Raw genomic sequence first — 12,150 nt, 5'->3', positions numbered from 1 at the left:
CTTCGGCAGACATATAAAGACGTAGCACGCTGCGTCGGTTCAGGTGTGGCACTGATCATACAGGAGGTATTTACAAGCAGAAAGGATGTCCGTCGTCATCGGATCCCGACGCGAGCAGCGACGTGTCACTCCGCGATCAGCGTCCTCGCGATCAGCCGGCGGTGGCCGCGTCTGATCCGAGAGGACAGCGACTGTTGTGAGATGCCGAGTTCCGCGGCGATCTCCTCCAGCGACGCCGTCCGCGGCGAGTCGAAGTACCCCATCTCGTACGCCAACACCAGCGCCTCCCGCTGGGTCTCCGTGAGGTCGTACCCGTCGCCCTGAACGGGAAGCAGCGAGTGGACGGCGGTGATCTCGATGGAGATGTCGTGAGCCTGGCAGTCCGTCCGAAACTCGCCGATCCGATCGCGGCTCTCGCCGCGGACTTCGAACTGCCACCCCTCCTTGGTGCCGATACCCGAGAGCACCACGATATTGGCTCGCGCGAGGGCGGTCAGGACGCCGTAGTAGTCGTCTTCCCACTCGGCGCGCATGAGGTACTCTCCGTCGACATCGTCGATGAGCTCGATGTTCACGACCCCTCGGTGCGCCTCGAAGGCGGCCTCGATGTCTGACGCGCGCGCGCCGCGGACCCAGAAGTACGGGATGATGAGCGACGCGGCCGGGATGAGTCGTTCCAGTTCGACCGTCACCCCCGGCAGGTTCTCGAACACCGTGCCCAGCGGGAACTCGTCCGCCGGGCTCGTGAACTCCATGACCGTGGCCATAGCCACCGATCGCTCCGGACCGGCATAATGCACGAGTATGGTGTACCAAGTAGTCGACCGCCGGACCGAACGAGCGGTCGACCGTCACGCTCGACGCGAACATGGTATCCCATGTCTGTCTTCTTTATATGCGGGTCGAGGACCACTCATTCGGAATCGATTAATGAGTGTGATCGTGGAGTTCCGCGTGTCGTCCGGGAACTTCGAACTCGGACGAATACTCGCGGTCGAGGGAAACTCCACCGTCGAACTCGAGACGCTCGTCCCCCTCGGAGGAGCCACAGCCCCGTTGTTCTGGATCCACAACGCCTCGCGTGACTCGTTCGTGGACGGAGTCCAACGGCACCCGACAGTCGACGGGGCCACCCCGGTCGACGTGTTCGAAGACCGCACGCTGTTCACGCTGGACTGGGACGCGACTCGGGACGCCCTCGTGGACGCGGTGCAGGCGAACGGGGGCCAGATCCGAGACGGCGTCGGGACTCCGTCGACGTGGCAGTTCGAGGTCCGGTTCCCGAGCCACGAGTCGCTCGTCGACGACGTTCGTCGCGAGTCTCGGCGCGAGGGGACGACGACGGACGCCGAGCGGCGGCGCCCCCGAACCAGGCTGCATCACGCCGACCTGCCAAAGCTGGAGGCCGCCGGTCTCGTCGAGTACGACGCAGACGAGAAGCGAGTCCAGAGCGTCGAGGGAGCTCTCGCCCGGCGGCTGCGGTCGGTGATCGACGAGCACGAGGGGAAGGCCCGGAACGAGTAGCGCGGTGCGGACGTTCATTGTTTCGGGAATGTAGTAATTTCACACTACCTACAGCAATATACCGTCGGGAGTCGTACACGAGAGAATGGCAGATGATAAAGCGGGACGGGAGGACCAAGCCCGGGACGAGGAGAACCGACAGCGACGGCGCGACGTCGACGCGGAGCTGGAACGCGGCGACGAGCCCGAACCGGAGCTCGACACCGCGGATCTCGGCGAGGTCGAGCCCGAGCTCGAACGGCTGGAGTTCCCGGTCACGGGGGCTGAGATCGTCTCGACGATCGGCGACCGCGAGGTCGCGTCCCCGACGGAGCGGTACACCGTCGAACAGCTGGTCCCGGACACGGACCGAGTGGTGTTCGACTCCCCGGACCGCGTCCGCGTACAGATACGGCGTCCCACGGTCGCCGCGGCGATGAAGCGGATCGTCGAGACCAGCGAGGCGTTACCGAACGAGGAGCTCGACGGCTCGCAGTACGACGCCTACGAGAGGACCTTCCAAGAACTGGAGCGGGTCAGCCCCGACGACGAGGACGAGGCGATCGCGGAGATCCGCGACTGGGTCGTCGAGCGGGTCCGCGAGAAGGGGGCGCTCCCGGCTTCGCGCGGGGTCCGTCGGCAGCCGGCGAAGGTCGCTCGGCGAGAGGGACACCAGATCCGGAACAGTGACTGGCTCGGGATATAGGCGGTCGGCGGCCCTCTCGACGCGCCGGCCCGTGCGAACGACCCCCCGGCTGCAGGGGAACATCTTAAGTCGGCCTGCGCCCGAATGCAAGTGTATGCGAACGGGCGTATCGAGTGGTGACGGGTGGTGGCCGTGAGCGTGAGCCAGCGGATCGCCTCCGACGACCAGCTCGCCCGGCTGTTACAGATCGGGATCGTGTTGGAGGAGGTGGTCGAGGCGCGGGCGCACCACCACTACCGGGGCGTCGACGCCGATCTCGACGACGAGATCGAGGCGCTGCTCGCGGACGCGGCCGAGGAGTCCGCCGACCACCGCGAACGGTTGGAGTCGCTTATCGCCGGACTCGGGGTCGACAGCGTGCCGTTCGACGAGATCGAATCGCTCGTCGACGCCCGCTACGGGCGGACCAAGCCCGAGGACTTCGACGGGATCCTGTACGATCAGCTGTGCAACGAGGAGACGGCGTACAAGTTCTACGACGACCTCATCGAGGCGATCGAGGCGTCGGACGCCGAGTTCACGATCGACCGGGATCGCCTCTTGCGGACGCTGCGGACGATCCGAGAAGAGGAGGCCGAGGGCGTCAGCGAGGTCACGGAGGTCATGGAGCGACGATGAACCGGCGTATCGAACCGACGACGATCCCCGACGGAGGAGAGCCGTGAACACCGCAGACCAGTATCTCAAGACAATATACGTTGTACAGAAACAGGAAGACGGCCCCGCCTCGACGGGCTCGATAGCCGACGCGCTCGACGTGAGTCCGGCGAGCGCGAACGAGATGATCGGGAAGCTGGAGGAACGCGGACTCGCCGAGCACGAGAAGTACAAGGGAGTTCAGCTCACCGACGACGGGATCCTCCGAGCGCGGGACGCGCTCCAGACCTACTGCATCATCGAGCGCTTCCTCGCGAACGTGCTCGGCGTCGAGGAGTTCCGCGCGGAGGCCCACGAGTTGGAGGCCGTCATCGACGACACCGTCGCCGAGCGGCTGGACACGATCATCGACCGCCAGCCGGAGTGCCCCGACTGCTTCGACCCCGAGACCGACGCCTGCGCGTGCCTCGAAGTCGCGATGGCGCCGGTCGAGTCGGACTGAAGAAAGCGTCGTCGCGGCGTCCGTTCCGCGCCCGCGAGCTTACACTCCCGTGGAGTACCGCAGAATGCCCGCGATGCCGCCGAAGGCGTCCATCAGCTGTTCGCCCTTCTCGAAGTCCGTCGAGATGAACTTCGTGTCCGTCCCGCGCTGCTCGGCGATGTTCATCAGGTGTTCGATGACATCGTCGCGCTCGTCGACCTCGGCCGGCTCGCCGCACTCGGAGCACTCGTGCTCGGGGGTGGAGTGCCGCGAGTCGACCACCTCGTACTCCTCGTGGCCGTTCGGGCACTCGTAGACGACGACGTCGGAGCGGAGGTCCTCGGAGATGAGCAGCCGGTCGACCGAGCCCATGATCAGGTTGCGACGGGTCTGTTCGAACCCGTAGGTCGCCTCCTCGCCGGTGTGGAGCTTCTCGAAGAACTCCTCCATGTGGCGTTTGTCCTCGACGAGTTCCTGATCGGCGAGGGCCTCGCTGGCGTTGTCGACGAGGTCCTTCAGCCCCGACTCGTCGGTGTACGCCACGTCGAACTTGCCGAGCACCTTGTCCCGGAGCTCGTGGTGGAGGTAGTCGCCGTCGAGGAACTCGTCTTTCGTCGGCGAGGGGCCGCCGACGAGGATGCCGTCGAGCTCGTGGCGCTTGTCGACGAACAGGTCGTTGGCCATCCCCGCGACCTCCTGATAGAAGTTGTCGATCGCTTCGAGCCGGAGGCGGGCGAACCGCTGGGCGGATTGCCCCCCTTTCCGCTGTTTGCCGGGGACGAGCGAGGAGGCGGACTTGACGGGCTCGATCCGCTTGCCCTTCAGCCAGCCGACGTTGGCCTCCCGGCGGTCTAAGACGATGAGCCCGAACAGCCCGGAGTCCTCCAGCATGTGTTCGAGCGGTTCGGTGAGGAACTCGGAGTCGCAGTGGTAGCGGAACGACTCGACGGGCTGTGGCGGCGACTCCAGCGTCCGGGTGACCATGTTGGTCTGGCCGCCGCCCGCGTCGATCGCCCCCGAGAAGATCACGATCCCGTTCTCGGGCGGGAAGGTGTCGTAGTAGCGGAGGCGGTCTTTGATCGAGGTGAGCGCGTCTTGGACGGCCGTCCGGGTCTGCTTGGACTTGATGTTGGACGCCTCGCTGTGTTCCTGGGTGACGTGCGCGACCACGTCGGAGATCTGCCGGTCCTCGGGAATGTAGATAGTGACGAGCTGCGTGCCGGAGCCCTCGAAGTCTTTGAGCTCCTCGATGACCTTCCGGAACTCGTACTTCCGTCGGTCTTCGCTCGCCGCTTGGGCGTCGCTACTCATTACCCGAACTACGGCGGCGTGCGTGTAAGTAAGCTTTGACCTCCCCGCCGAGACGACGGTGCCGGTTCGTACGGGCCGTCAGCGTCGGTATTATTTATAAACGATGTGCGGTGGCGCGCGCCTCGGAGCGGCCGCCATCGGCGGCCGCGAAGAGCGCGTGCGAGGGAGTCAGTCGTCCGGAGCGAAGCGGAGGACGACTGACGAGGCTGGGGAGGCGTGAGGAGCGGGGCGGTTGCAGTCGAGGAGGACTCAAAGGGGCAGTCGCGAGACGCACGGAGGCGAAGTAAGCACCGCAGGAACGAGCGGAGCGAGTGACGAGGAGCACAGCGAGCGTCCGTGCGTCTCGCGGCTGGGGCTTTGGCGGTCTTTGTCGCCGATCTATTGGTAATCGTTTATAAACGAGCGACTGGGGCTTTGGAAGTGTTCACCGCACCAACGACGACACCACTTCGATCAAAAAGGACCGAACGACCGAACCAATCGCCCCGATCCTACATCGACTCGGGCGCCTCGACCCCGAGCACGTCGAGCGCGTTCGCCATCGTGTGTTTCGCGGCCGCGACGAGCGCGACGCGGGCGGCCCGGAGCTCGTCGTCCTCGGCTGTCACGACCGGGCACTCACGGTAGAAGGCGTTGTACGCGTCGGCGAACTCGCGCGTGAACGTGGCGACCGTGTGCGGCTCCAGGTCGTCGGCCGCCTCCTCGATGACGGCGGGGAAGCGGGCGACCTCGCGGAGGAGTTCGCGGGCCGCGTCGGTCTCCAGCGCGCTCGCGTCGACGTCGAGCGCGTCCGTGTCGACGACTCCTCCGGAGTCGGCCGTCACGCCCGGCACGTCGACGCCTTCGGCCGCGGCCTCGGCGAGGATGCCGGCGCAGCGCGCGTGGACGTACTGGACGAACGGGGCCGACTGCGCCTCGAAGTCGAGCGCGTCCTCCCACTCGAAGGTGATCGCCTTCGCGGGCTGCTTCGAGACGATGTCGTACCGGACCGCGCCGATCCCGACCTGGTGGGCGATGCGCTCGACGTCCTCGTCGGTGAGGTCGTCGTCGCGGATGCGGTCGTCCATCCGGGACTCGACCGCCTCGCGGGCGCGGTCGATCGCCTCGTCGAGCAGGTCGTCGAGCATCACGCCGGTCCCGCGGCGAGTGGACATCTTCCCGTCCGGGAGGTTGACGTACGAGTAGATGACGTGGCCGAGCCGGTCGGCGTCGTTGCCGAGCAGCTCCAAGGTCGCGTCGAGCTGGTCGGCCTGCAGCTTGTGGTCCTCGCCGAGGACGGTGACGGCGCGGTCGTAGTTGTCGAACTTCCACTCGTGGTGGGCCAGGTCGCGGGTGGTGTAGAGGCTGGTGTCGTCCGAGCGCAGGAAGACGAGGTTCTTCTCGATCCCCCACTCGTCGAGCTCTAACTGCCAGGCGTCCTCCTCGTAGACGGCCTGCTCGGTCTCTTTGAGCCGCGCGGCGATGTCGTCGGTGGAGCCGTCGCGCATGAACCGCGTCTCCTTGACGAACTCGTCGAACTCGGCGGGGAGCCGCGCGAGGCACTCCTTCATCCCGCCGAGCACGGTGTCGACGACCTCGCCGACGCGCTCGTACGTCTCCTCGTCGCCGTCTTCGAGCCCCTGGAGGATCCCGGAGATCTCATTCTCCGCGGCGTCGACCGCGGCGGGCTCGGCCTCCTCTAAGAAGGCGTTCCCCTTCCGGTAGTAGCGGACGAGGTCGTACTCGGCGCGGTCGCGGGCGGGCTCGGCGTCGAGGTCCGACTCGTCGAACCGCTCGTACGCCCACGTGAACACGGCCATCTGCCGGCCCGCGTCGTTGACGTAGTAGTGGCGGTCGACGTCGTAGCCGGCGTACTCCATGAGGTTCGCGACCGCGTCGCCGACGATCGGGTTGCGGGCGCGGCCGACGTGGACCGGCCCGGTCGGGTTCGCGCTGGTGTGTTCGACGACGACCGACGTGTCCCGGTCGGGGAGCGCGCCGTAGCCGGCGTCGGCGGCGGCCGCGTCGAGCGCGTCGACGAGGTAGCGCTCGCCGGCGTGGAAGTTGACGTACGGGCCGGCGGTGTCGACCGAATCGAGGTAGTCGTAGCCGGCGATGTCGACCGCGGCGGCGACCTCGCCCGCGACGTTCGGCGGCGCGTCGCCGACCTCGCCCGCGAGCCGGAAGGCGACGCTGGAGGCGAGCGTCGCGTCCATGTCGTCGGGCGGGCGTTCGATGCCGAGGTCGTCGGTCGGGAGGTCGAGCGAGGCGAGGGCGTCGCCGAGCGCGTCGGCCACCTCCGACCGGAACTGCCTGAACATACCGTCCGTTCGTCGGGGGAGTTAAAAGGGCCTTCCGAAGCGGCTCGGGGAGAGTGAGCGACGCAGACGACCGAAGTGCGCGCCGAGCGTGCGCCGCCCTCGCTACCGTGGCTCTGGAGGTGGTTGCCGTGCCGGTACTGAATTAGAAACGAGCAACTGGGGCTTTCGAGACCCCATTGCGTCAGCAGCAACGAGCAGTACTGTAACGGCCCTATTGAAATCAGTAGGAGCTGAGATGAATGGCGTGACCGATACAGAGCGTGGATCCAGCAGTTAGTCGTCTTCAGGCGCGCGGTCGGTGGTCCCAGTGAGGCCAAGGTGGTCTTCGACCGTGGCGAGGCGGTCGTGAAGTCGCTCGTTCTCCTCCTCCAGCGTGTCGATCCGGTCATTCTTGCGTTCGCTTTCGTCTTCGAGGTCGTCAATCCGCTCCTGTTTCTCGTCGAGTTTGTCCGACAACCCCTGGAGGGCGGCGAACAGCACGCCGTCGGCGTCGACAGTGCTGATCCGCTCGGGATCCCCTCCCAGACCGAACGCCTCTTGGAAGTCCGCGGCCATTGGGCCCATGTGGGTGACCCCCTCTCGGGTGTCGTACTCCCAGGTACTGACCTCGAGGGCCTCAACGCCGGCCAGCACCTCTCCGGGGTCAACCGGCTGGATCGCGGACTTGGCGGAGCGAGAGCTGACCGAACTCCAAGAGCTGTCCCCCGGGGCGAGTTCGACGCCGCTGCTGAAGTCACTGGTGGTCCAGACGACGGCCCCGCCGCCGGCCTGGAAGACGACCTCGTCGTCGGTCAGGGACTGGACGGTGTCGGTACTGCTGTCCCCCCAGACGAACGCCCCCTGGGCGAACGCCTCGGCCTGCCGGCCGGCGGCGAACGAGTAGTTCTCTCTGGCGACAGCATTTTGACCACCCGGGACTGTCGCGAACTCCCCTTTCGACGTTCCCGACTTGCCGGTGCGGTTGGCTCCACCACCGCCCACCGTGCTATTTGTACCACGAGCATCGTTAAAGTAACCCCCTCCGACGGTCGACTGCCGACCGCTTGCGGTGTTGCTGAATCCCCCGGCGACGGTCGACTGGGAACCGCTGGTGATGTTATTTAAGCCGCCGCCGACGGTCGCCAAGTTATCGCTTGCGGTGTTCTGATTTCCCCCGGCGACGGTCGCCGAGTTAGCGCTTGCAGTGTTATTTAACCCCCCGGCGACAGTCGCCGAATTAGCGCTTGCGGTGTTATTTAACCCCCCAGCGACGGTCGCCGAATTAGCGCTTGCGGTGTTCCGGGTTCCGCCGCTGACGGTCGCGTCGCCGCCGCTAGCGGTGTTGCCCACGCCCCCGGCAACGGTCGCGCCCCGGTGGCTGGCGGTATTTGTGTTGCCCCCGCTGACGGTCGCGTACATGGCGTCTTCGGTGCCCGATTGGGCGTTGCCGGCCCGGTTGTTCGACCCCCCTCCGACTGTGCCGAAGCGGTCGGTCACTTCGTTGGGCCCCGCGAGCACCCTTCCCGACGAATCCTTCGTCGTGGCCCCGCCGCCCCCGCCGATCATCGCCCCGAGTGACCCGTTCACGTCGTTACCGACGTACCCGCCGACCACGCTGCCACCGATACCGTAGGTGACGCCGCTGTCGTTCGTGTCCGTTCCCGCCGGTGCCAGCCGCATAACTCGGTCCCCAGCGACGGTTAACGTGTGGCCGCTGGTGGCGTCAAGGTCGCCTTCGACGAGGGTGTCGTCGGGCGTCGCCAGTCCGTAGCCGTCGCTGGCGTTCGGGGCGGCCCCCAGCACGCCGATGGGCAGGCCGCTGGCGGCGGTGTTACGCCCCAAGACGCCGATACCGTAGGTGTTGGTGAACTGCCCGCGGATCTTGTACTCGACACGACTCGTCGACAGGTCTACGGTCACAGTGGCTCCGGAGTTGACGACGAGACTGGGTTTCTCGACCGGCTCGTAGCCGAACTTGCTCGCTCGCACGTCGTAGGTGTCGGCTGCCACGTTGGCGCTGTACTCGCCGCTCGCGTCGGTCGTCGTTTCGCCTTCGAGCGTGTCGGATCCGGATTCGGTGATGGTGACGGTGGCGTCTTGGATGCCGGTCCCGCTGGCGTCGGTGACTGTCCCTTTTATTGTCGCCATTGATCGGTCCTCCTGATGGCGACGCGATGGTGTCTGCCCCGCGCGGGTGCGGAGCGCGTCGGTCGGTCGCCATCGATCCTCGGTCGTGCTCCTCGACTCGCCCGGTCCTTGTGGGTCGAGGTGACCGAGGCTTGGTCGGCGTTCGATACGTCCGGTCGGTAGTCCGATGGTGTGTCGGTCATGGCTGGTGGCTCCTCCGACCGCCCCCGGGAACCGCCGAGTACACCAGACAGGCTGTGACTCGTCCAATCACGGGAGTGGCCGCCCAATACACAACTCTATATTGGTAATTAGTAACAAAGTTTGGGAGTGACAGGGACATCTGTAAGAGACGCGCCCTGTATTCAGCATCATCTCAACGACCCACCATCGACTGAATATTTCGACGGAGCCGAAGCGATTACTCGCTATTCCACGATCTCGTCGATCAGCTCGCGCGCGCTCCGCCGAACGGCCTCGTCGCTCTCGATCGACGGCTCCCAGCCGAGGTCGACGAGCCGTTCGATGGAGAGGCGCATCTTCGGCACGTCCCCGGTCCAGCCGCGGTCCCCGCCGGTGTACGCGTAGTCGGGGTCGACGCCGAGCTCGTCGGCGACGATGTCGGCGATGTCGGTGACCGAGGTGGTCGTCCGGGTGCCGAGGTTGTAGACGTTTAGGTCCTCGTCGGCGCGCTCAACGACGTACTGGATGGCGTCGACGCACTCCGAGACGTGCATGTACGACTTCTCCTGCCGGCCGTCGCCGAGGATCTCCAGACTCGTAGGGTCGTCGTCGAGCTTCTGGATGAAGTCGGGGATCACGTTGCCGCGCTGGTGCGGGCCGACGATGTTCGCGAAGCGGAACACCCACGACTGCACCCCGTACGAGTGGGCGTGCGTGGAGATCAGCGCCTCGTCGGCGAGCTTCGAGGAGCCGTAGATGGAGATCGGTTCGAGGGGACCGTGATCTTCGGGCGTCGGGCGGGGCGCCTCGCCGTACACCGTCGAGGAGGAGGTGAACGCGAGCCGGTCGACGTCGACCTCGTGCATGCGTTCGAGGACGTTGTACGTCATCGCCGTGTTGTCCTCGAACAGCTCCCGGTCGTCGTCGTAGTTCGTGTCGGTGTACGCGGCGAAGTGGAAGACGGTATCGAGGTCGCCGGTGACCGCCTCGGCGACGTCACCCGGCTCGGTCAGGTCGGCCTCGACGAAGTCGGCGCCGTCGGGGACCCGGTCACGGTCGCCCTTCGAGAGGTCGTCGGCGACGCGGACGGTCGCGCCGCGGTCGAGGAGCCGGGCCGCGAGGTGGCTTCCGACGAGCCCCGCGCCGCCCGTGACCAGCACGGTCGAGTCATCGAGCATACACGCGAGTCGACGCGGGCCGGTAAGTACGCGTCGGTCGATCCGCGTCGCTCCCGCGATCCCGCTCTCCGTCCGCGCTCAGAGCCCCTCTCTGCCGCCCTCCTGCGCGAGGATGACGACCATCGAGAGCCCGGAGATGACGAGCAGGATGAGCGTTGGGACGACCGCGTACTGGTACAGGGCGTCCTCCTGCGCGCGCCAGATCTGCGTGACGATCGTCTCGAACCCGGAGGGACGGAGAATGAGCGTCACGGGCAGCTCCTTCATCGTCGTGAGGAAGACGAGGGCGGCGCCGGCGACGATCCCGGACCGCGTGAGCGGGAACGTCACGCGGCGGAACGCCCCCATCGAGGACTCGCCGAGGGTCCGGCCGGCCTCGACGAGCGTGGGGTCGACCCCGAGGATCGCGGTCCGCGTCGAGCCGACCACCTGCGGCAGGAAGCGGACGACGTACGCGAACACGAGCAGCGGGAGGGTCTGGTAGATCCACGGGACGTACCCGGAGCCGAAGTAGACCAGCGCGAGCGCTAACACGATCCCGGGCACGGCGAACCCCACGTACGTGGCCCGCTCGAACAGCGTCGCGAGCGGTGAGTCGTGGTTCGCGGCGAAGTACGCGACGGGGATCGCCGCCAGCGCGGCGGCGACCGCGGCGGCGGCGGCGACCGAGACGCTGTTGACGACCTGGATCGGCTCGAACGCCATCGAGGGGCGCCGGCCGGCCTCCGAGCGCACGAGCCACAACAGGAGGATCCAGAGCGGGACGAGGAGCGCGACCCCGGCCACCGACGCGGGCAACAGCGTCGCCGGCCACCGCCACCGGCCGAGGCTCACCGGTCGGTCGGTGGTGCCCGCGTCGTCGCCGTGGGCGTCCCGGTCCGACCGGACCAGCCACTCCAACGCGAGCACGACGAGCACGACCCCGAGCAGTTGGAGGGAGAGCAGCGCGGCGTAGTCCCGGCCGAACGCGTTGTACTCGACGTATATCTGCCGGGTGAACACCGGCAGCCGCATGATGGAAGGCGTGCCGAAGTCGGAGACCGCGTACAGCGCCGCCAGCAGCGACCCGGCGGCGATCGCCGGCCGGATCACGGGGAGCGTCACCCGGCGGAACGCCCCGATCCGACCGTGGTTCAGCGTGCGGGCCGCCTCGATCAGCGTCGTGTCGAACGAGAGGAGAGCCGCTCGCGTCGTCAGGTAGACGTACGGGTACGTGTACAGGGTGATGACGAGGATCGTCCCCGAGAGCCCGTATATCTCCGGGACGCGCTCGACCCCCAGCGGCGCGAGCACGTCGTGGAACTCGCCTCGGGGGCCGAACGCGGAGACGAACGCGAACGCGCCGACGTAGCTCGGCACGACGAGCGGGAGCGCGGCGGCGACCGACCAGAACCGACGGAAGGGGAGGTCGGTGCGAGCGGTGAGATACGCCAGCGGGACCCCCAACAGGATCGAGAACGCCGTGACGCCGCCCATTAGCAGCAGGCTGTTGAGCAGCACCTCGGCGGTCCCGGCGCTGAACAGGAGGTCCATCGCCCGCGCTCGCTCGACGGTGACGGCCTCGATCACCAGCCACGCGAGCGGGAACATCATCGTCGCGGCGATCGCCGCGGACAGGAGGGTCAGTCCCGGCGGGAGGCGGCCGTCGCCGTCGGTCAGGAAATCGCGGATCCGGCGTGTCAGGCTCATGGTCCGGGAGACGGGGTGCGTTATCGGAGGGACGTGGCACCGACCGTTAGCAGTTCCGGTTCGGTCGTCGATCGGGTCCGACGGATATAATAGTTT

General features: G+C 66.9%; 10 protein-coding genes. 4 read left to right on the top strand and 6 right to left on the bottom strand.

The annotated features are described in order from the left end of the window. Positions 1-125: 125 nt before the first annotated feature. A complete protein-coding gene (locus DJ73_RS04330; protein WP_094526480.1) occupies positions 126-767 on the bottom strand; it encodes a helix-turn-helix domain-containing protein in 642 nt (213 codons plus the stop codon). Between the two features lie 175 nt (positions 768-942). Between DJ73_RS04330 and DJ73_RS04325 the strand changes: the two genes are divergently transcribed. From DJ73_RS04325 to DJ73_RS04310, 4 genes are all read left to right on the top strand, one after another. After that, positions 943-1,524 carry a bacterio-opsin activator domain-containing protein gene (locus DJ73_RS04325; RefSeq protein WP_198948005.1) on the top strand — a complete coding sequence of 194 codons (582 nt, stop codon included), beginning with the start codon at positions 943-945 and terminating at the stop codon, positions 1,522-1,524. A gap of 85 nt (positions 1,525-1,609) precedes the next feature. Then, a complete protein-coding gene (locus DJ73_RS04320; protein WP_094557373.1) occupies positions 1,610-2,209 on the top strand; it encodes a hypothetical protein in 600 nt (199 codons plus the stop codon). 132 nt (positions 2,210-2,341) lie between these two features. Next, positions 2,342-2,827 carry a rubrerythrin gene (locus DJ73_RS04315; RefSeq protein WP_094525472.1) on the top strand — a complete coding sequence of 162 codons (486 nt, stop codon included), beginning with the start codon at positions 2,342-2,344 and terminating at the stop codon, positions 2,825-2,827. Between the two features lie 43 nt (positions 2,828-2,870). Next, positions 2,871-3,308 carry a metal-dependent transcriptional regulator gene (locus tag DJ73_RS04310; RefSeq protein ID WP_094525468.1) on the top strand — a complete coding sequence of 146 codons (438 nt, stop codon included), beginning with the start codon at positions 2,871-2,873 and terminating at the stop codon, positions 3,306-3,308. 39 nt (positions 3,309-3,347) lie between these two features. On the opposite strand, the gene prf1 is transcribed toward DJ73_RS04310, so the two are convergent. The 5 genes from prf1 to DJ73_RS04285 form a co-directional block, all read right to left on the bottom strand. Then, on the bottom strand, positions 3,348-4,598 hold the full coding sequence (prf1, locus tag DJ73_RS04305; RefSeq protein WP_094557372.1) for a peptide chain release factor aRF-1: 1,251 nt from the start codon (positions 4,596-4,598) through the stop codon (positions 3,348-3,350). 491 nt (positions 4,599-5,089) lie between these two features. Beyond that, positions 5,090-6,898: an arginine--tRNA ligase gene (argS, locus tag DJ73_RS04300; RefSeq protein WP_094557371.1), complete on the bottom strand. Its 1,809-nt coding sequence runs from the start codon at positions 6,896-6,898 to the stop codon at positions 5,090-5,092. Positions 6,899-7,171: 273 nt separating this feature from the next. Then, positions 7,172-9,025 carry a carboxypeptidase regulatory-like domain-containing protein gene (locus DJ73_RS04295; RefSeq protein WP_094557370.1) on the bottom strand — a complete coding sequence of 618 codons (1,854 nt, stop codon included), beginning with the start codon at positions 9,023-9,025 and terminating at the stop codon, positions 7,172-7,174. A gap of 407 nt (positions 9,026-9,432) precedes the next feature. Further along, positions 9,433-10,365, bottom strand: a complete 933-nt coding sequence (locus DJ73_RS04290) for an NAD-dependent epimerase/dehydratase family protein (protein WP_094557369.1) — start codon at positions 10,363-10,365, stop codon at positions 9,433-9,435. 78 nt (positions 10,366-10,443) lie between these two features. Continuing rightward, a complete protein-coding gene (locus DJ73_RS04285) occupies positions 10,444-12,054 on the bottom strand; it encodes an iron ABC transporter permease (protein ID WP_094525462.1) in 1,611 nt (536 codons plus the stop codon). Positions 12,055-12,150: the final 96 nt, after the last annotated feature.

The sequence above is a fragment of the Halorubrum sp. Ea1 genome, assembly GCF_002252965.1.
Taxonomy (GTDB): Archaea; Halobacteriota; Halobacteria; order Halobacteriales; family Haloferacaceae; genus Halorubrum.
Note: the sequence above shows the minus strand (reverse complement) of the source record. Positions and strands in the feature narration are given on the sequence as shown.

Bases quoted from the DNA above. Each gene is read 5' to 3' on its own strand.
- DJ73_RS04330 (WP_094526480.1), bottom strand. From the start codon at position 767: ATGGCCACGGTCATGGAGTTCACGAGCCCGGCGGACGAGTTCCCGCTG.
- DJ73_RS04320 (WP_094557373.1), top strand. From the start codon at position 1,610: ATGGCAGATGATAAAGCGGGACGGGAGGACCAAGCCCGGGACGAGGAG.
- prf1 (WP_094557372.1), bottom strand. From the start codon at position 4,598: ATGAGTAGCGACGCCCAAGCGGCGAGCGAAGACCGACGGAAGTACGAG.
- argS (WP_094557371.1), bottom strand. From the start codon at position 6,898: ATGTTCAGGCAGTTCCGGTCGGAGGTGGCCGACGCGCTCGGCGACGCC.
- DJ73_RS04295 (WP_094557370.1), bottom strand. From the start codon at position 9,025: ATGGCGACAATAAAAGGGACAGTCACCGACGCCAGCGGGACCGGCATC.
- DJ73_RS04290 (WP_094557369.1), bottom strand. From the start codon at position 10,365: ATGCTCGATGACTCGACCGTGCTGGTCACGGGCGGCGCGGGGCTCGTC.
- DJ73_RS04285 (WP_094525462.1), bottom strand. From the start codon at position 12,054: ATGAGCCTGACACGCCGGATCCGCGATTTCCTGACCGACGGCGACGGC.